The organism is Okeania sp. SIO3B5, from assembly GCF_010692555.1.
Classification (GTDB): domain Bacteria; phylum Cyanobacteriota; class Cyanobacteriia; order Cyanobacteriales; family Microcoleaceae; genus Okeania.
The window spans coordinates 1-19,648 of sequence record NZ_JAAHHG010000013.1 but is presented as its reverse complement, the minus strand read 5'-3'; the positions used below and the strand labels follow the sequence as shown (position 1 = coordinate 19,648).

General features: G+C 33.7%; 16 protein-coding genes and 1 pseudogene. 6 read left to right on the top strand and 11 right to left on the bottom strand.

All coding sequences use genetic code 11. From position 1 onward, the window contains the following. Positions 1-213: 213 nt before the first annotated feature. The gene (locus F6K54_RS03355; RefSeq protein WP_202221416.1) at positions 214-471 is read left to right on the top strand and encodes a chlororespiratory reduction protein 7; all 258 of its coding nucleotides are present in this window, start codon (positions 214-216) and stop codon (positions 469-471) included. A gap of 167 nt (positions 472-638) precedes the next feature. On the opposite strand, the gene F6K54_RS03350 is transcribed toward F6K54_RS03355, so the two are convergent. Further along, positions 639-1,874, bottom strand: a complete 1,236-nt coding sequence (locus F6K54_RS03350) for a transposase (protein WP_293074429.1) — start codon at positions 1,872-1,874, stop codon at positions 639-641. A gap of 819 nt (positions 1,875-2,693) precedes the next feature. Continuing rightward, complete coding sequence (locus F6K54_RS03345) at positions 2,694-3,245, bottom strand: DUF2854 domain-containing protein (RefSeq protein WP_293074427.1); 552 nt, start codon at positions 3,243-3,245, stop codon at positions 2,694-2,696. A gap of 427 nt (positions 3,246-3,672) precedes the next feature. Between F6K54_RS03345 and F6K54_RS03340 the strand changes: the two genes are divergently transcribed. Then, complete coding sequence (locus F6K54_RS03340) at positions 3,673-3,804, top strand: hypothetical protein (protein ID WP_293074424.1); 132 nt, start codon at positions 3,673-3,675, stop codon at positions 3,802-3,804. A gap of 389 nt (positions 3,805-4,193) precedes the next feature. On the opposite strand, the gene F6K54_RS03335 is transcribed toward F6K54_RS03340, so the two are convergent. Then, complete coding sequence (locus F6K54_RS03335; RefSeq protein ID WP_293074422.1) at positions 4,194-4,457, bottom strand: hypothetical protein; 264 nt, start codon at positions 4,455-4,457, stop codon at positions 4,194-4,196. Between the two features lie 92 nt (positions 4,458-4,549). Here F6K54_RS03335 and F6K54_RS03330 point away from each other — a divergent pair, with 92 nt between their 5' ends. Continuing rightward, positions 4,550-4,753, top strand: a complete 204-nt coding sequence (locus F6K54_RS03330) for a hypothetical protein (protein WP_293074476.1) — start codon at positions 4,550-4,552, stop codon at positions 4,751-4,753. A gap of 884 nt (positions 4,754-5,637) precedes the next feature. Here the strand turns inward: F6K54_RS03330 and F6K54_RS03325 are convergent. Next, complete coding sequence (locus tag F6K54_RS03325; protein ID WP_293074419.1) at positions 5,638-5,853, bottom strand: hypothetical protein; 216 nt, start codon at positions 5,851-5,853, stop codon at positions 5,638-5,640. 889 nt (positions 5,854-6,742) lie between these two features. Between F6K54_RS03325 and F6K54_RS03320 the strand changes: the two genes are divergently transcribed. Then, positions 6,743-8,944 (top strand): ATP-binding protein, encoded by a 2,202-nt coding sequence (locus tag F6K54_RS03320; RefSeq protein WP_293074416.1) that lies wholly within the window; start codon positions 6,743-6,745, stop codon positions 8,942-8,944. Positions 8,945-10,566: 1,622 nt separating this feature from the next. Next, a complete protein-coding gene (locus tag F6K54_RS03315) occupies positions 10,567-12,033 on the top strand; it encodes a response regulator (protein WP_293074413.1) in 1,467 nt (488 codons plus the stop codon). 48 nt (positions 12,034-12,081) lie between these two features. On the opposite strand, the gene F6K54_RS03310 is transcribed toward F6K54_RS03315, so the two are convergent. From F6K54_RS03310 to F6K54_RS03300, 3 genes and pseudogenes are all read right to left on the bottom strand, one after another. Further along, positions 12,082-12,507 carry an RNA-guided endonuclease TnpB family protein gene (locus F6K54_RS03310; protein ID WP_293074410.1) on the bottom strand — a complete coding sequence of 142 codons (426 nt, stop codon included), beginning with the start codon at positions 12,505-12,507 and terminating at the stop codon, positions 12,082-12,084. A 13-nt stretch (positions 12,508-12,520) separates the two neighbouring features. Then, positions 12,521-12,829: pseudogene (locus F6K54_RS03305) on the bottom strand (transposase). A gap of 109 nt (positions 12,830-12,938) precedes the next feature. Continuing rightward, a complete protein-coding gene (locus F6K54_RS03300) occupies positions 12,939-13,391 on the bottom strand; it encodes a transposase (RefSeq protein WP_293074407.1) in 453 nt (150 codons plus the stop codon). Positions 13,392-13,478: 87 nt separating this feature from the next. Here F6K54_RS03300 and F6K54_RS03295 point away from each other — a divergent pair, with 87 nt between their 5' ends. Beyond that, positions 13,479-13,622, top strand: coding sequence for a hypothetical protein (locus F6K54_RS03295; protein ID WP_293074404.1), 144 nt, complete (start codon positions 13,479-13,481; stop codon positions 13,620-13,622). Between the two features lie 296 nt (positions 13,623-13,918). On the opposite strand, the gene pstB is transcribed toward F6K54_RS03295, so the two are convergent. From pstB to pstS, 4 genes are all read right to left on the bottom strand, one after another. Next, positions 13,919-14,740, bottom strand: coding sequence for a phosphate ABC transporter ATP-binding protein PstB (gene pstB, locus F6K54_RS03290; protein WP_293074401.1), 822 nt, complete (start codon positions 14,738-14,740; stop codon positions 13,919-13,921). Positions 14,741-15,300: 560 nt separating this feature from the next. Beyond that, the gene (gene pstA / locus F6K54_RS03285) at positions 15,301-16,266 is read right to left on the bottom strand and encodes a phosphate ABC transporter permease PstA (protein WP_293074398.1); all 966 of its coding nucleotides are present in this window, start codon (positions 16,264-16,266) and stop codon (positions 15,301-15,303) included. A 159-nt stretch (positions 16,267-16,425) separates the two neighbouring features. Further along, entirely contained in the window at positions 16,426-17,400 is a 975-nt protein-coding gene (gene pstC / locus F6K54_RS03280; RefSeq protein ID WP_293074395.1) for a phosphate ABC transporter permease subunit PstC, read from the bottom strand. 639 nt (positions 17,401-18,039) lie between these two features. Continuing rightward, positions 18,040-19,131: a phosphate ABC transporter substrate-binding protein PstS gene (gene pstS / locus F6K54_RS03275; protein ID WP_293074392.1), complete on the bottom strand. Its 1,092-nt coding sequence runs from the start codon at positions 19,129-19,131 to the stop codon at positions 18,040-18,042. Positions 19,132-19,648 lie beyond the last annotated feature (517 nt).

Below are 19,648 nucleotides of genomic sequence, written 5' to 3'. Positions count from 1 at the left end.
CTTTTGATTCTTAGCATTTATAATAATTTACCATTAATTTACAAGTAACTCATTAGTTCTTTATTATACTCTCATATATCCGTATTTTGTCAACCTTATAATGATTTGTCTTTTTAGTGATATTTTTTTTCCCTTGAAAATATACAGTGTTTGATTTTTCTTGATTATAGAATTTTCCGTATTTAGTCATGCTCAACTATTTTTGTTTTCAAAATGCCTAATTCACTTATGTACCAAGAAGAAAACTACGTCGTCTTAGAATCAAACAAACCCGAGCAGTTTATGACGGGTTTAGAACTATTAGAAAAATTGCGATCTATTTTAGCTCAACAACAACATAATGTACCTAGAGATTTACAAAAGTTATCTTCTCTAGATGCTCAAGCTCAACAATTGAGAGATACCTATTGTGAATATGAATTGAGCAATGGTAATTTTATACAATGGTATGTGGTGCGTTTGGAAAAGTAGGTTTGTACCATTAGACATCTCCAGAAAAGAGGAAATAGGGAATAGGGGGAAATAACTGATAATTTCTGTACGATAATTGATTTTATTTTGGATTTTTGGAGATGTCTATTAAGATTTTTATTCAATTATCATATATCTACCGCTCAACTAAACTTACTCAAACTTACTCAAAAGCCTGAAACCTTAGTTATTCGTAGTGGATCTACCACTACAGGGTTAAACGGCAAACCCTTTATTCCCTGGTCAAAGACATCAGGAATTACTTTTTTAAGTATATTAAATGACCCATTTACATCTGCATTTAATAATTTATTTTCCCTTGTTTTATACAACCCTCTTGTTACTCTTTTTCCACTAAATTTCGGTTTGCTTTCTCCATATTTTGGTAAATCATCTCCATCTAAACAGCTTGATTGAGATGTATAAGATTCTTCTGTTATTATTACTTTTATTCCTCTTAGTTGGGCTTTATATGTTAACATCTCTATTAACTTATAGTGAGGGATGTTCACAAATTGTTGATTGTTCTTTTTTCCTAATTTTATTTCTTGTTTCCAATTCTGATTCTGCCCAATAATTAAGGTTCCTATTTCATGGTTAATACACCAATCTATTACTCTTTTACTTGCTGTATGGAGATAGTTTTCTACTCGACAATTTCGTTTGTGAGTTAATTTTTTTAACCGATGAGAGTTACTTTTATTATGGTTAATTTTTAATTGAGATTGTAAATAAGAGCGCTGTTTATTATAAAAAGTGTTGATTGCTTTTAATGGTCTGCCTTTAATCAAAAGAGGTGATATTCCTGTTTGATTTGTAGTTACAGCTATTAAGTTATTTACTCCTAAATCTACTCCTGCTATTTGTTGATTATTTGTTATTTCCTCCTGTTTTTCATAGACTATCTCTATTATGTAACAGCTACTTTTGGGGATGATTCTTGCCTCTATTATTTTTGTCTGTGAAGTAGGAATTTTTATTTCACTCATCGACAGATGACAAATTTCTTTTTTTAAGGCTTTTTTATAGATTGATTCATCTGGGTAAGGCAGAATATTTCGGCCTTTTGACTTATGTTTATATTTGGGAATTTTTGGTTTTCCTAAAAATTTATTTGGCTGTTTTTGCCACTCTCTTAAGGCTGCAAAATAACTACTCCAAGCTGAATCTAGTCTCCTGATTATTTGCTTACTTACTTTTGTAGGTAAAGCTTGATAATCGTCGCTTTTAGATACCTTGTGATACAGTTGATTAAAATTTAATTTCTTTTTGTTTTCAAAGAAGTATTGACGATAATAATAGTTGGCTAAATTGAACAGATTTTTTGACAAAAAAGCCTTCAGGTCAATTTCGGACCACAAATCATGGGATTTGGTAATAACATGACGTTCAACTAGCTTCATATCTTAATTGTAGCTGATAGTGACTCAATGGATAGACGACTGAACAAACTTACTCATTTTAGTTGGATAGCTATAGTAATGAGTAAGTTTGATGAACTTTAGAGAAGTTTTCACTTTCTGTCTTTACCCCCTAGCTAAGGGGATTTTTTCAATAACATCTTCTCTTTCGTTTAGCGCAACAGAGTTTTATCGGTTATCGGTTATGGATTAATATTTTTAACGGCTTCGTAATTGACTCCCAATATTTAATTAGTTATCAGTTTCCCACTCCAATAGACCATTTTTTTGCTAATTAATGGATTTAATATTAAATATTTGAGGTGGATTAGGGTAAGAAGTATAGGGTATCAGGATATGAGTTTTCTTAGCTCAAATTTAGGATATAAAGCTTCAATACCTAACCATTTACTGATAACTGATACAGCAGTTTCTGAAGTCATCTTTTCTTTTTCGGGTTTAATTCCCTACAGTCAATAGTGATACTTAAAATTCCTTGGGGTTTGACATTTATAAGTAGTTGTGCAGAATAAATTTCTTAATTAAGAGAGGGAGCAGGAAGTTAATAGGATATGTAATTAATTTTACATAGTAACTTAAGCTATTTTCCCTTCTGCCTTCTGCCTTATTCAAGAGGTAATTATGTAATGGTTTTAGAGAGTAGTAGGAAGTAGGGAAGATGGGAATTAGGGTAGTGAACAAGTAAAAAATATTTACCCCTTCAGCTATACCATATTAGTCTAAAATCTACTGTAACTAAAGTTAATATCTTCTAAAAAATATCAATTTATTTTTGATTTAAAGTTCATACATTTGATAATTTTATACTTCTGGAGTAGTTATCAGAACTAAATCAATCTTTCCTTCTGTAGGTTGATTTACCTCTGCTTTGATATTTGGTCCAAAAAAACTTGATAGTTTATCTTGTTTCTGAAGCCAAGTATCTAAAGGAATTGATGGAGAAGAAAATTCCAGCACTAAGGCATAATTATCATTAATATCTATTTCCCTTAACCCCTTAAGTATTGGTGCTTCCTCATCTGTGGGACTTAAACCTAAGAGATTGAGAGATTCTTCCAAGTGTATTTTTTGGCCATATCTATACCGAGTCACATCTTTACGTAGTTGATTTTGGATGGGAGTAGCTTGTTTTTCTCTCAAAGTTACAACCTCTTCGCTAGTTGGTTGTGTAAAAGTTACTGGTTCAAGTTCAGCTGCTTTGAGAGCAAGTCCTCCCAGAAGCAAGGGGATTCCGTAAAAGAATCCTGCTAAATTAAGTGTGGGATGATCGGTAAAGTAAGCTGCTGTTCCAATCACAGAAATAATTCCACCTACAATTAATCCTACTGTTGCTAATGAAGTTTTACCTAGCATATCTTTAAAATATATCTAATATATAGTCAGTTTGTTATTTTATAAATTCTGTAACTAGAAATTTAGTATTTCTGAATATACCTTATCTTCACCATAAGTTCAAGGTCAACTATTATTTTAGTTATTTTATACTTCTTTATAAGCTCGGCAACAGCAAATAAGGAATAGAGGTATAAAAAATATTTGAAGATTAACTTCTGTCATTGAGGTATATTCTATTCATTAATTGATAATTGATAATGGATAATTCCCTCTGGTTAAAATCAAGAGGATTGAATATAAGGAAATATTATTTCTTTTTTCCTCCTTAAAAAGAGAGGATTTAAACCAGAATTATTTAGTTATTAATAATTAATAATTAATTATTCGGTAATTTTCAATATTGAATAAATAATTTAATTTTAAACCTATATTTACTTATTAATTTATGTCTTCAAAAACATACTTAGGATTTGCTGAAAAAGTCTTATGGGTGAGGGTAGGAGTCAGGAGACAGGAGACAGGAGACAGGAGAAATGGGAATTATAGAGGAGGTAGGAGGAAGAATAATCAAGGGTAATTGCTGCGCAACTCTCGCCTAAAATGCTAATTTTTTGAACCATTACGACCATTAAGCTTGGACTTTTTTTAATTAAAAAATGCGCTCAACCTCTATATGTAAATGCTTTGAGATTTAATCAGCAAACCCTACTTAAAAATAGTAAAAAATCAGATCTATGGAAACTTATTAAATACTAAGTCAATTATCTAACTTACCGAAAAATTGTAGTCTAAACCCTCCCTTTTTTAAAGGGATAAAAAGCGGTTGAGGGATGGCGAAGTCTCCTCGCCATATCCAATCAACCAAGAGAAAAGATACTATTCCTTATGTCAAACCTCCTTATTGCAGAGGTACTGATAACTGATAACTGATAACTGAAATGAACCCTAGATACTCTTCTGTATATGTTAATGAAGGAAAGGTGGACGACTATCATTTTTTTGTTTATTTTTAACTGTATCAGCCATGAAATTTTTCAAAGCTTTATCTCTATTTTTCATAAAAGCTGACCAAAAACCAGGCTGAAATTCATCCATTGTTTTTGCTAGTGCCCAAACATCTATTGCTAAAATATTGTATAATCTTTCATCCTCTTTTTTGAGGGAATCAATTCGCTTTAACATTGCTTTATCAACTGCTGTTGCTTCCTTTTCTGGATCTAAATTAGACATTTTTAGTATCTAGTATCTTATAGATGATTTTTTTCAATAACCAGAGATTGTTGAGATTTATAGATTTAACTATTGAGTTAAACTAAAATATCGTGTTAACAACAGTATATCAGGAATTTCAAATGGACTCACAGATAATCAAAGCAAGAGTGGCTAATATTGAGAGCAAGCGGGAATCTCTAGTTAAACTGCTAGAAAAACCAGATTTAGGTACGCTCAGAATTGATATTAATCAAGCTCTAGAAGAGATTGATGACTTGATTGATGAATTAAAACGAACTTTTCCAGATTCATAGAATAGTTAGTGTTCTTTAATTCATTGGTAAATATCAATTGACAAACAATGAAGTTAATAAACATAGTTGGAATTTGCCTGATTTTTATGCTTAGAAAATACAGAAGCAGATTTATATTTGACTTGTAAGCATTCAGCTAGCTCGCTGTCAGTTCTCAGTTCTCATGAGGGGGTTTTAATGAATATAAACAAACTTTAAAGCCAGCTTTTATAGTAAGTATAAATTATGACTCAACCAGCTATTGCTTTTAGTGTTAGTTAAAAGCAATAGCTAATTGCTGAAGTGCTGACTAATGTTTGCGCAGCATTCCACCCCACATTCCGCACCACAAAATGTAGTAAAAATATAAGTCAAAAGTCAAAAGTCAAAAGTAAGAAGTAATTTATAGTGGTCAATAGAAGTCAAGGATTCAGTGAGTGTTTATGCTTAATATTTAACTGATAATTTGACTCTTGATTGAGGTAAATGAAGATAATTTATATAGTCTAAATACTTAAGCTTGCTACGGATTTTATACTAATTTTTATGTTACAAGTTGAAGTGCGGAATGTGGGTTATAAGGGATAGCTTTTAGGGAGAGGTAATTATCAATTATCCACGATCAATTATCAATTATTGAATCTTACTCATATAATCTAAGAATCATTTAGATTCTATATTCCTTTGTGTTTGTTGCCGACGTGAGGTTGCACCGCTGTTAGCTTTGACAAAAATTGAATATATGGTTTATATCATGTCCGGTAGCATTGTTTGTGTATAAAATTAAGGTGATTCTCTTGAGAAAACCTTCTGCCTCCTGCCTCTTGCCTTCTGCCTTCCTTCCACCAAAGTCTAATTATTCAACCGGACATGATATTAAATGCAAAAAAGCTTATAACTTTTCATTATTTTACGCCAAAAACTTTATCTTCAATACCAACCCACCACTCTCCTAAATTCATTAAATCTTGGTGGATATCAGCTAACTTTTTAGTATATTCTTCAGGAGAAAGTTCTGCACGACGCTCTTTCAATTTTTGAATCCGAAGTTGTATTAATAGCCAGGGCTTAGAAATACTGTTAGTTTTTTCTATATACTTGGCAAGGTCTTGACTATCCATAAGTAGTACTTTGATTTTGCAAATTTATAAGTATTTGTATAGTAGTTTAACAGTAAAGTTAAAGATTGAAACTTGATTTTATATCATGTCTATTTGAATAACCACAATCAAAAAATTAGGGAACAGGGAATATGAGACATCGGTTCTGGGCACAGGGAAAAACTTATCAGAGAAAACATTTTTATTATGGCTAATTAATGAGACTTGATATTAGTGCTAATGGCAGCGATAAGGTCGTTGCGATCGCAACGACACTAGGAGCTTTCAGACTTCAAAACATAAAATGATATTTTTGTCAAGTTTTATGTTAAAAAAGATCTTTATAAAGCATAGCTTTTAGGGAGAGGTAATTATCAATTATCCATTATTAAAGACTACCTCCTTTATAATTTCCATTTCTCCTGTCTTCCCCTCCTGGGAGGGGTTAGGGGTTAGGGGTTAGGGGTGGGTTGTCTCCTACCCCTACCAACAGACTTTCCATACGCAAACCCTAATTAGGGCTTGCTGAAAAAGTCTTTTTTAAGGAGTAGAAGAGTGGGGGAGTAGGGGAGTAGGGGAAGTAGAGGAGCAGGAAAGTAATTTTTTTTTGCCCAACTTTTGCCTAAAATGGTAAATTTTTGAGCATTAAGAGCTGAAAACTAGGTACTTTATTCACTACCAAAAAAGGCTAAAACCAATATCAGTAAATGCTTTGATATTTAATCAGCAAACCCTAATTAATATTTATTTCAGTAATTGATTGAAAAAATTATTTGAGTGTGCCTAGGATCACAAATACAATCTAATCACTGTCACTCCTCAAGAGTAGAAATATTTGTAAACTGATGTAAAAACACTCCAACTTACCTTCTTGTCTAATTAGGAATAGAAAAAATAATAAGTCATAAAAATGGAGAATTTTGAAATAGATTTACAGAGGTTAAAGGAAGAACAAGAACTTATACTTAACCAAATAGATAATGCCATTGCCCTATTTAATAAATCCCATCACTTAATTTTATTTAATCAAAAACTAGCTGAAATTTGGGGACTATTGCCAGAGTGGCTTGCTCAAAAGCCTCATTGTGATACTATATTTGCCGAAATAGTTGCTCAAGGCTATTGGTCAACAAAACAATGTCAACAACTAAAAGACTTTCTACTCAACACAGAAACAGAAAATCTATTCCTGGATATAAAACAAGCTAACGATATTTGTCTCAATGTGGACTGCACTCTCACATCAGACGGGGGTCATTTATTCACTTTTCGAGATGTGACTGCTCATCAAAAGTCCCAAAAGAGCCTTAATGCTGAAGTAAGAAGATTAAGATTTCTTCTCGGTCTCAACGAACGACTGCAATACTCAGACAGCTTAAGAGAAATTGCCCAATTTGCCCTCAATTACTTGGTAGAGGTAATGAATGCTGCTTTTGGAGATGTCAAAGTTATTAGCGGAGAAGGAGAAAATCGCCAAGCAGGACCAATATCTAATCAAATGACTTCTCAATTTATTGCTACTTATGGTGAACCTGCAGTAATAGAAATGGAAGGTTTATTGAAACAGGGCATTCCTTATGGCCAAGGACTTTTGTGGCAAGTAGTTGAAAGTGGTGAACCTATGTATGTTGAAGATTATGCTTCTCACCCTCAAGCTATACCTGGATTTTGTAATCCTGCTATTGGCCAATTAGGAATTTTTCCCATCCCTGCCACAGACGGGACAATTATTGGTGTTTTAACTCTAGAATCTCGTAATCTGCAAAGACTACAAGAAGCTTCTCAAAAAGATATGTTGGTTGCTGCTTGTCGTACATTAGGAGTGGCCATAGAAAGGGCACAGTCTCAAGAACATCTACGGCAAATAAATGAGGAATTAGAGCGTTCTTCTCAATTAAAGTCAGAGTTTCTAGCTTCTATGTCTCATGAGTTAAGAACTCCACTTAATAGTATTTTAGGGTTTTCTGATTTACTACAGCGACAAACATCTGGGCAGTTGAGCGATCGCCAACTTAATCAAGTTCGACTAATACAAAAAAGTGGTCAGCATTTACTACAGTTAATTAATGATATTCTCGATTTATCCAAAATTGAAGCGGGAAAAACAGAGCTAAATTTAGAGTCAGTAAATATTCACGAACTTTGTAGTGACTGCTTGAAAATGATTCAGCCACGAGCTGATAAAAAAAGGTTAGCTTTATCTCTAGAATTAGATTATCGTTTATCTAAAGCTTTTTTAGACCAACGTAGAGTCAGACAAATAATGATTAATTTATTGTCTAATGCTGTTAAGTTTACACCAGAGGGAGGCCAAGTTAAACTTAGCGGACGTTTAGCTTATGGTAGTCAAATTCAAGGTGATTATCGACCAGATTGTTCTCCGATTAATCCCAGTACTCCTTATTTATGTTTAGAGGTAAAAGATTCTGGAATTGGTATTCCTGAAGATAGATGGAATATGTTATTTAGTCCTTTTCAGCAGGTTGATTCTTCTTTATCTAGGAGACATGAAGGTACGGGTTTGGGTTTGGTTTTGACAAAAAAATTGGCTGAATTACATGGGGGTACTGTTTCTTTAAATTCTCAGGTTAGTAAAGGTAGTATTTTTCGTGTTTGGTTGCCATTAACGGAGATGCGTCAAGAGTTAGTTGTTAATTTGGAATCTAAAGAAAGTTCTCAAGTATTGGTTAAAAATATTGAGGAAAAAGAACTAGAACCTGAAAAATTTGCTAGGATTTTGATTGTTGAAGATCAACCTTATAATCAACTTTTAATTTCTGAAGTATTGGAGTTGGAGGGCTATACTGTTGAGTTGATTAGTGATGGTAAAACTATGTTAAATACAATTAATTCTTCTCTAGTTACTCCTCCAAATTTACCTAATTTAATTTTGATGGATATTCAGTTGCCAGAAGTTGATGGGTTAGAATTAATTAGAAGAATAAAAGCTCATCCTACATGGCAGTCTGTACCAGTGGTTGCTGTAACTGCTATGGCAATGAGTGGCGATCGAGAAATATGTATTAATGCTGGTGCATCAGCTTATCTTAGTAAGCCTTTGAATATTGAAAAGATGATTGCTACTGTTAAATCTTTACTAAGTAGTCAGTAAAAATTTGATAAAAATAAGGGAATTTTTATCAACATAATTGAGTCTAATACCAATTCCCAAAAATAATGCTATACTTCCAATGGTACTTCAGTTATTAAGTAATAATAATGCTTCAGTAATGTTTGTAAAGATTATTGTAAGCATTCAGCTAGCTCGCTGTCAGCTCTCAGTTGTTATGAGGGGATTTTAATATATAGACTTTAAAGTCAGCTTTTATAGTAAAATTTAATTTTCACTCAATTAGTAAAGCTTTTATCTAGAACTAAAAAAAAGCAATAGCTAATAGCTGATAGCTGACGGCTGAATGCTTATAAATTATCGGCATTAAACCAAAATATATTAATGTCTTTTAACCCTACTCCCTACTCTCTACTCCCTAATCCCTACTCCCTACTCCCTACTCCCTACTCCCTACTCCTTACTCTCAAGAAGATGTAGCAAGACTTTTGATAAATGATATAAAACCCCATCTTTTAAGGCGAAATATTTTCAGATATTTGCTCAAAATTCCTGTTACAAGAATAACTTCTGATTTCGTTCAATAGCAGTTCAATTTAATTTAATTTGTGAAAAAAATATCTGGGAATTTAGGAATATGGAAATATGGTTCAACAATTAATAATTAGGGTTTGCTGATTAAATCTAAAAGCATTGACATATAAAGACAAGTGCCTTTTTTGGGTCGAAAAAAGTGCGCCTATTTCAGTCTAAAATGCTCAAAAAGTTAGTATTTTAGGTGCATAGTTGGGCAGAAAAATCTTGGGACAAAACTTAGCTCCTACCTGCTCGCTCATTCCCATTTCTCCTGTCTCCTGTTTCCTGTCTCCTGTCTCCTACCCTTACCCATAAGACTTTTTCAGCAAACCCTAATTAATAATTTAATAATTTTCTGCGGAATACTGCGCAAACAGCTATTAGCTGTCAGCTCAAGCGCAACAAGAGTCTCTCTTTCAGGACAGTGTTTAAATTAATAACTGATTTTAAGGACAAGGGAGCAAACTTTTGTAGTAAGACAATTAATCAAGCTTTAATCATAAACTAAAAGCAATAGTTGATAGCTAATTACTGACGGCTGAATGCTTACTTAAATTACAATTGCTTTCCTCACAATTTGCTCCCAGAAATTCCTATTTATGATGTAGTGTATGACATTATATTTCTACCCACATTATATATTTTGCAAATAAAGTAAAATTATTAAAAGCATCAATTTTTTGTTAGGGGCATCTCAAAAACGTAAGCATTCAGCTATTAGCAACAAGACTCTCTCATATAGGACAGTGTTTAAATTAATAACTGACTTTAAGGACAAGGGGACCAACTTTTGTAGCAAGACAATTAATAGAGCTTTTATCCTAAACTAAAAGCAATAGCTGAAGTCCGCAGTTCCTCCAACAGAAGGCTAGCTGACTGCTGTTTGCGCAGCATTCCGCAGGAAATGCTTACTCAAAAACTTATTCAACACTAGATGAAAATTTTCTACATAAAAATACTCAATTTACAAATTTTCAATTACATTAAATTTGTGCAATTTTACTACCACTATATTATTAGATTACTCTCAAAGCTCAAAAAATTAAATCCAGAAATTTTATCAAATCTAGTCAATTTAACTAAATTATATGTCAAACAAACAGTCATCTATTCTAGTAGTTGATGATGAACCAGATAATGTCATTCTATTAGAAGAACTATTAACATCAGAAGGCTACATCACTGTATCAGCAAATGGTGGAAAAGAAGCATTAGAAATTGCCAGCAATTCTCATCCTGATTTAATTTTACTGGATGTAATGATGCCTGAAATTGATGGATTTGAAGTTTGTAACCGTCTCCGTAAAAACCCCCAATTAGAAACAATTCCCATAATTTTTTTAACTGCTTTGGATGATGAAAATTCAAAATTGAAAGGTTTAGAATTGATGGGAGATGACTACATTACCAAACCCTTCAATACTCGTTTACTTCTGGCAAAGGTAGCTAATATTTTACAGTTAAATCAAATACGTTCTCAAGCTAATAAATCTCAAAACACTCAACAGACAGAGCAACAAAGTCATCTTCAATTATTAGCAGCAGAAAAAATCAATCAACATCTTTCAGAAAAATTTAGACTTTTTGTACCAGAGCAATTTTTATCAAGAATAGCCCCTCAAGGATTAGATTCTATTCAGCTTGGAGATGTGGTAGAAGAAGAATTAACAGTTTTATTTTGTGATGTTAGAGGGTTTACGGCAATAGCTGAATCACAAAATGCACGAGATACCTTTAAGTGGTTAAATTCTTTTTTTAAACAAATGAGTGCTTGTATTTCTGCCAATCAAGGATTTATAGACAAATTCTTAGGCGATGCAATTATGGCAGTATTTGACAAACACAAATGCCATAGTTTAAATGCGTTAAAAGCTGCTGTGATGATGCAGGAAAATTTAAAAGAATTTAATGCTAATCATGAAAAATATCATCTTATGGAACCTGTAAAAATTGGCATTGGTATTAATACGGGTATTGGGGTTATTGGTACTTTAGGTTCTGAAAAAAGAATGGATTCTACAGTCATTGGAGATGTAGTTAATACTGCGTCACGTTTAGAAAGCTTGACTAAGACTTATGGTTGCTCAATTGTTGTAAGTGAACCAGTAATTTCAGAGATAGAAAAATGTAAAAATAACTGTCAAACAGGGGAATATATAGAAGATAAATTCAGAATTATTAATCAAGCAGAATGTTCAGATGCTCCGTTACAAAATAATAATCTATATTCTGAGAAAATTTATTATAGGTGGATTGATAAAGTGACGCTTCGTGGAAAGCAGAAAGCTATAAATATTTATGAATTATTGGGGACTGAAAATAATATTATTGAAGCAGAAAAAATTTCAAACTTATCAATATTCAAGAAAGGAATTAAGGGTTGGCAGTTAGGTAAATTTAGAGCAGCTTTAGAATATTTCCAACAAGTGAAAAGGCAAAACTCTACTGATACTATTGCCAGTCTATATGTTGAACGTTGCCGAGAAAAACTTGGTAAGGAAGAAGGAAGAAGGAAGAGGGAAGAAGGAAGAAGGAAGAGGGAGGAAGGTTATTGAGCAAGAAAAAAACCTAAATTGAATGAAATTTGATGAATAAATATCAATCTATTGACATCCTCTACGGCCTAAAGGCGCGGAGATTCCTACCGAGCCGAAGCTCCTTGGCGGGTTGACGTTTTGCTTCGCATAGCTGTCGCTAACACAGGCTGCTGCTACTTTTGCAGTAGTCTTACGCTTGCCTCCGCGTCCGTTTTGTGTCTCGGACTGCCCGCCCGCGACTAATATATTTATCGCTGCGTTGTGGTCTCTATCATGTGTGGTTTCACAGTTTAAACACTGCCACTCACGGATTGACAAATCTAATTTGCCTCCACGAAAACCACAACATGAACAAATTTGACTGGTTGGTTGCCAACGATTAATGATTCTAAATTCTCTACCGTATTTTTCTGCTTTTCCTTCTAGGAATGTTCGGAATTGTCTCCATCCTAAATCAGAAATAGCCCTAGATAATTTACGGTTTTTAACCATTCCAGATACATTGTCATACTTCTAAAACTATCACTTGGTTTTCGTTAATAATTTCAGTAGATAATTTATGCAGAAAGTCTGTCCTTGTATCTTTCAGTTTTGCATGTTTGCGTAGCATTCCGTAGGAAAACTTAGCTATTTTCAACCTAGCTTTTTCATAACGATTTGTACCTCTAGTTTTCTTAGATAATGACTTACTTAATTTTCGTTAGCGCAGCTCCTCTGAAAGAGGCTATTTCTTGATTCGTTTCTTTAGTGGCTTTGGTGCATCAATTTTTCGACCATCACTCAATGTAGCAAAAGTTTTAATTCCTAAATCAATTCCTACTGAATTATCAGTTTGAGGTAATGATTCTGGTTGTATTTCTACTACGAAACTTAAAAAATATCTATTGGCAGAGTCTTTAATAACTGTTACAGAACTAGGCTGACTAGGTAATTTTCGTATTGCAAATAATTTTGAGTTTACCTACTTTTGTTAAAACAACTCTGTCTTGAGAAATTTTAAATCCTCCTTTCCTAAATCTAGCTGTTTGTCTAGACTTTTTAGATTTAAACTTAGGAGGTCTTGCAGGTTTTCCTTTCCTCTTACCTTTACAACTATTGAAAAAGTTTTGATATGCTGCATTCAAATCATTTAATGACTGTTGCAATGGAATATTGGAAACTTCTTTTAACCATTCTCTATTTTCAGTCTTTTTAGCTTGGGTAATAAACTGTTTTTGTAGTTCTGCATTACTAGGCTTTTTCTTACCTTCTTTGTACAACTCGTTGCAATAAGCTAAACTATCATTCCATACTGTTCTACAACATCCAAATAATTTAGCTAAAGCTTTCTTTTGTACATTGTCTGGATATACTCTGTACTTATACCTTGCTTTCATCTTTTCCCTTATCAAACAGATTTATATTATAATATAATTGGCTACACATTGGGGATAAATATGAAAAATAATCAATTAAGATTGCGGATGAATGATAAAAGGATGGATAAGTTAAGATTATATGCACGAGTAAAAGGTAAAACAATGACTCAAGTAATTGAAGAACTGATTGATAGTTTGCCAGAGGTTGTTGTTAAACCAACTGAACAAGAAAAAATTTTTATCAAATAATTAAAGTCGCCCTATAAGGGCGAGGCTTGAAACCCACTTTTTCGGTCAAAAAGAGGAGTAAATTTTATGGTTAACTAAAGTTAACTTAGAAAAGTTCGTTAATAAGAGTTTTTTAAATAAAAAAAACCGGACTTGATTAGTATCAAACCCAGAAAAAAATAATGATAAAAATTTATCTTTTTATTTTGGGTTTAATACCCCACCATCTACACGGTGTTAACAATTGGTTAGGGTTTAAGTCCCCATCCATTTTTTCTTCCTTCTTCCTTCTGCCTTCTTCCTTCTGCCTTCTTCAATTAACCAAAACGACCACTTACATATTGTTGAGTAGATTCTTCCTTTGGGTTCTGGAAAATATTGTGAGTTTCGTCAAATTCAACCAAGTAACCGAAACGTTTACCACCCTCGGCAGCTTTAGCATTAAAAAAGGCAGTTACATCCGCTACCCTAGTCGCCTGCTGCATATTATGAGTCACAATAATAATAGTATAATTTTCCTTAAGTTCATGAATTAACTCCTCAACCTTAATAGTAGAAATAGGGTCAAGAGAAGCACAAGGTTCATCCATCAAAACCACATCAGGACTAACAGCAACCGCACGAGCAATACATAAACGTTGTTGCTGACCTCCAGAAAGAGCAAAACCACTTTGCCCCAGTTTATCCTTAACCTCATCCCAGAGAACAGCTTGTCGTAGCGATCGCTCTACTATCTCATCCATTTCTTCTTTAGACTGAGCCAGGCCATTAATTCTCACCCCATAGGCAATATTATCGTAGATTGACTTAGGAAAAGGATTAGGCTTTTGAAATACCATGCCAATACGTCGGCGTACTTCTACAGGGTCAATATCTGAGTCATAAATATTCTGATTATTATAAAGAATACGTCCTTCTAAATGGAAAATACTAATCAAATCATTGAGGCGATTAAAACATCGTAATAATGTACTTTTACCACAACCTGAAGGTCCAATAAAAGCAGTTACTTTATTCTTTGGAATTTCCATAGAAACATCTTTTACTGCTTTAAAATCTCCGTAAAAAACGGTAACATTTTCTGCGGAAAGAGCAGGGGAAGATTTTTGCAGAGAAATGTTTTGTTTAAATTCTGGCATTAGATATTACCTCCTAATTTAGTCTAAAAATTATTTGTGTATTTGCTATAGCAATTCTATTTAAGTTGTATATTTTGGTGGTATTCAGGAGTCAGGATTCATAATTTTCAAGTTTTCAGTTCAAATTAACTATTTTATTGATATTAAAACACTCAAAAAAGAAATTATTTTGATCTATCAAATATTGAATTAGTTAGGACACAGAGTAATAATGAATCGAATAAGGAGAAATATTTTCTCACTCTTCCGTGTTATAGACAAAAAGCATAATAAATAAAGCATAATTAATTAATCACTATTATTTATCTTTTCTGTGGTAGGTTTAATAGCCCACCGTACTACACGGTGCTTAAAATTGTTTAGGGTTTAAATACCCATGCAATTAGACTTTCTGCCTTCTTCAATATTATTTAGAGTTTGAGTCCATAAGCAATTAGACCTTCTTCCTTCTTCCTTCTTCCTTCTTCCTTCTTCCTTCTTCCTTCTTCCTTCTTCCTTCTTCCTTCTTCCTTCTTCCTTCTTCCTTCTTCCTTCTTCCTTCTTCCTTCTTCCTTATTTAATCAAAACTTTTTCTGACTCGTTGCCCAACGAGAAAAAATACTGGTAACTAAAACCAATAAAACCAGAACTAAAGAACCCGCCCAAGCAAACTCCTGTAAAACAACATCAAAACTACGAGCAAATTCATATACTAAATAAGCCAAAGATGGTACAGTTGGAGCGAATAAAAAATCAAAAGATGGTAATGGTACTTTTAGAAAATCCAAAAATGGTACTAAAGAAACCCATTTAATACTAATAGCACGAGGCCAATTATTAGAATAAACAACAGTAAAAAGTAATGGAGCAGTTTCACCAGCAGCACGAGCAATAGCAAGAGTAATTCCCGTTATAATACCCGGTAAAGCAGCCGGTAAAACTATTTGTAAAACAGTTTGATAATTAGAAGCACCAACTCCCACCGATGCCCATCTAATATCCCTTGGAACTATTTGTAAAGCCTCATCAGTAGTTCTAACAATGGTCGGTAACATCAAAACCGATAAAGCAACTCCACCTGCAAATGCTGAAAATTTTCCCATAGATAGTACCAGTAAACTATAGGCAAATACCCCAGCAATAATTGATGGTACACCACTCAAAACATTAGTAGCAAATCGAATTGGACGGGCAGTATCCTCATCACTAAATTCTGATAAATAAACTGCTGCTAAAACACCAAAAGGAACAGCAATTAAACTAGCGATCGCCACTACCATAATTGTGCCTAAAATCGCATTACCAATACCACCAGAAGTTTGACCAGCAGCTGGTGGTAACTTAGTAAACAAATCTAAATTTAAACGAGATGATCCTTTAATAAAAACGTAAATTAATACAGCAAATAAAGGAATAAGAGTGATGCCGATACAAGCACCTGATAGTACAGTCATCACTTTATTAAATATTTCCCTTGGTCTACTTGGGTCTCTTTTCAGACTAATAATTGATTCAGATGATTGTTGACTATAGTTAATATTTGCCATAATTAATCAAGATGGAATGAGTATAGCATTTACATTTGAACAGAGAATAAATTTTGGCTAATTCATCAAAAAATTAGAAATTTTGCAGATTTTTTATAGGAATAAAAATGATACGAATTCTCCAGAATAATCTCACAATAAATTTAACATAAACAACAATTAATACTTAGCTTTAATTCGATTAACAATCCAATTAGCTAATATATTTACCAGTAGGGTTAAAATAAACAAAATTATCCCCGTATACATCAGAGCAGAAAGTTGTAAACCAGAAGCTTCAGCAAATTGGTTAGCCATCAAAGAAGCAATAGTATTAGCCGGAGCAAAAAGAGTAGGTTTAATCGAATTAGCATTACCAATTAACATTGTTACAGCCATAGTTTCTCCCATAGCTCGACCCAAACCTAACATTACTCCACCAACAATTCCCGAAAAAGCTGCTGGAATTAATACCCTAATAATAGTAGCCCAACGAGTAGCTCCTATACCCATAGAAGCTTGTCGTAGATCGGGAGGAAGACTAGCAAGAGAATCACGAGAAATTGCTGTAATAATAGGTAAAATCATTATCGATAAAACGATAACCGCAGGGAACATTCCAGGCCCCCCCGCACTTACACCTTTAGGAAGAGAAAAAATAAAAATCCAGCCTAAATAATTACCTAGAAAAGCCTCAATTGGTTTGAGTAAAGGAAGTAAAACATAAATACCCCATAAACCATAAACTACACTAGGAATAGCTGCTAATAATTCCACCATAAAAGTTAATGGAATACTAATTTTTGGAGGAAGAAAACCTTCACTTAAAAATATCGCCGTACCTAGACCAAGGGGAACTGCAATAAATAGGGCAAGAAATGAACTAATTAAAGTTCCTACAATCATTGGCCATGCGCCATAATCCCCCTTTCCATCATTAGCAACGGGGTTCCAAACACTTTTAAATAGAAAGGTTAGGCCAAATTCATTAATAGCTGGTATAGCTTGCGAAGCTACCGTTAAAGCTATCAATATTAAAATAGCTGCAATACCCCAAGCAAAAACTTTAGTTACAGTAATAAAACCATCATCAAACTTTCTTTCTGTATTAGTCCGAGACCTGCTATCTTGTTTAACTTTAGATTGTGCAACCATAAAATTTTTTACCGAATAATTAAGGTTTAAAGCCTCTCCTTTAAAGGATAAACAATGAATTAATTTTCCTTTTATTCAATCCTCTCTTTAAAAGGAAGAGTTCATTAATTGATAATGGATAATTGATAATTGATAATTACCTCTGGTTAAAACCGAGAGGATTGAATATCAGGAGATATTATTTCTTTTCTCTTGGTTGATGGTCGGACAGCGAGGAGACCCGCTCTTGACAGAGCCGCTCCGCTTTATATGTTGCGGAGCAAAACGCCATCCCTCGACCGCTTTTTTTCCCCTTAAAAGGGGAGGCTTCAAGGCGCGAATTATTTAATTATTAATTATTAATAATTAATAATTCGGTAATTATAAATTATCAATTATTGAGCTCTATCTACCTCAAATAGGTATATACATCTTCCAGGAATTATTGAGTCAACATCAGGGACTTTATTGGGTTAATTTTAATGTTATTTTATCTCAAAATGAGTACAATGAACTGAATTTATAATTCTCTACACCTTGCCTGCCATGAAAATATCAGTAACGGGAACGGGAACGGGAACGGGCAAGATGCCCATTCCACAAAACTACACAAAACTATTAAAATCCCAAGGGCATTTATGCAACGCCATTTATTTGATGCTACTTGATAGTCATGTTGTAATCTGGGCTAATTTTATCGGCAGTTTCTAAAACTTTTTGACGTACATTATCAGGTAGAGGAATATAACCTATTTCACCACTAATTTTTTGACCTTCATTTAAGCCAAATTCAATCATTTTTTCCACTCCCTGAGCTTTACCTGCATCAGAATATTCACTATAAGCAAGAATCCAAGTATAAGTCACAATTGGATAGGAATTTTCTCCTTCTGGATCAGTAATAAAAGCTCGTAGATTTTCAGGTAATACTACTGCTTCTAAAGTTGCAGTTGCTGATTTAGCAGTAGCTTCTATATAATTACCAGAACTATTTTCCAGGGAAGCCATATTCAGACCAGCACTCTTAGCAAAACCATACTCAACGTAACCTATGCCACCCTTTGTTTGACTAATTAAAGCAGCTAAACCATCATTCTTGGCACCACCAATACCTACTGGCCATTGAACAGTTTTACCTTCCCCAACTTTCTCTTTCCATTCTGGACTAATAGCACTCAAATGCTTCGTGAAAACTCCGGTTGTACCACTACCATCAGAACGATATACAACCGTAATTGTTTGGTCTGGTAAAGTTACATCGGGATTAATTGCAGCTATCTTAGGGTCATTCCAGTTAGTAATATTACCCAACAATATGTCTACATAAACTTCCCTGGAAAGCTTCAGACCAGAAACACCAGGCAAATTGTAAGCTAATACAACACAACCAGCAGTCATCGGTAGCAAAATGACACCCCGACCAACTTGAGCAATTTCCTCATCTGTCATTGCCACATCACTAGCACCGAAATCTACTAATTCTTGAGTAAATCTTTCAATACCAGCTCCGCTACCTACTGACTGATAATCTACCTGTAGGTCAGGGTCACTCTGACTCAACTCTTGAAACCAACGTTGATACAGAGGTGCTGGAAAAGAAGCTCCTGCTCCAACGAGGTTGACTTGACCACCTCCACCTGTACCATCAGTGTCACCACCACCACCACAGGCAGCTAAACCAATTGTCAAAGCTACTGCAGACATTTTTGCAGTCATACGAGTTATTCCAAAAAGATTTAGACTACATTGCATAACTATCAGGTTTCTATATTTCTCTATACGTTAAAAGGAATAGATGAAAGCTTAACTTACTAAGGTTAAGGAAAGGTTAATAGTTGTTGATAATTGATAATTATTGGCTAGAAAATAGGAAATACTTAATATTAAGTTGTTATGATAGTAGATCGTCTAGTCTGAATTAATACCAAGAGTAATAAATGTTTGCTACTTTTTATTGACCGGGGGAGTCATTTCAGTTATCACTTATTAGTACCTCTGTCTGTTTGCGCAGCATGACCTAGGAAAGCCAGAGGCTTGAAAATACTGAATCGAATATTTTTTTCATCCCCTTAATAAGGGGAGGCTTTAGACCCTATTTTTTGGTAAGGGAGAAGTAAAAATCAAAATAATTAACAATAATTAGGGTGCTAATTATCAAAAAAGTTATTTTCTTAGGGTGTTAATTACTTAATAATTGAACTATCACTTCATCGTTATAAAAATAACTTCTGACTTCTGACTTCTAACTTCTGACTTCGTTAAGATGTGG